Annotated in this window: 1 pseudogene; it reads left to right on the forward strand. The window is 62.0% G+C overall.

What is annotated here, in order from left to right:
• Positions 1-445 (forward strand): annotated as a pseudogene (locus SREC43747_RS0119310) (cbb3-type cytochrome c oxidase subunit I); the annotation flags it as partial.

Raw genomic sequence — 445 nt, forward strand, 5'->3', positions numbered from 1 at the left:
ATCAAGTTCTTCAACTGGATCGGCACCATGTGGAAGGGCCAGATCACCTTCGAGTCGCCGATGCTGTTCAGCTTCGGCTTCCTGGTGACCTTCCTCTTCGGTGGTCTGACCGGCGTCCTGCTGGCTTCCCCGCCGCTGGACTTCCACGTGTCGGACACCTACTTCGTGGTGGCGCACTTCCACTACGTGCTCTACGGCACCATCGTGTTCGCCACGTTCGCCGGCATCTACTTCTGGTTCCCGAAGATGACCGGCCGGATGATGGACGAGCGGCTGGCCAAGCTGCACTTCTGGCTGACCTTCATCGGGTTCCACACCACGTTCCTGGTGCAGCACTGGCTGGGCAACGAGGGCATGCCGCGCCGCTACGCCGACTACCTGCCGACAGACGGGTTCCACGCTCAACGTGGTGTCCTCCATCGGGGCGTTCATCCTCGGCATCTCG

It is taken from the genome of Saccharopolyspora rectivirgula DSM 43747 (assembly GCF_000497205.1).
Lineage (GTDB): Bacteria > Actinomycetota > Actinomycetes > Mycobacteriales > Pseudonocardiaceae > Saccharopolyspora > Saccharopolyspora rectivirgula.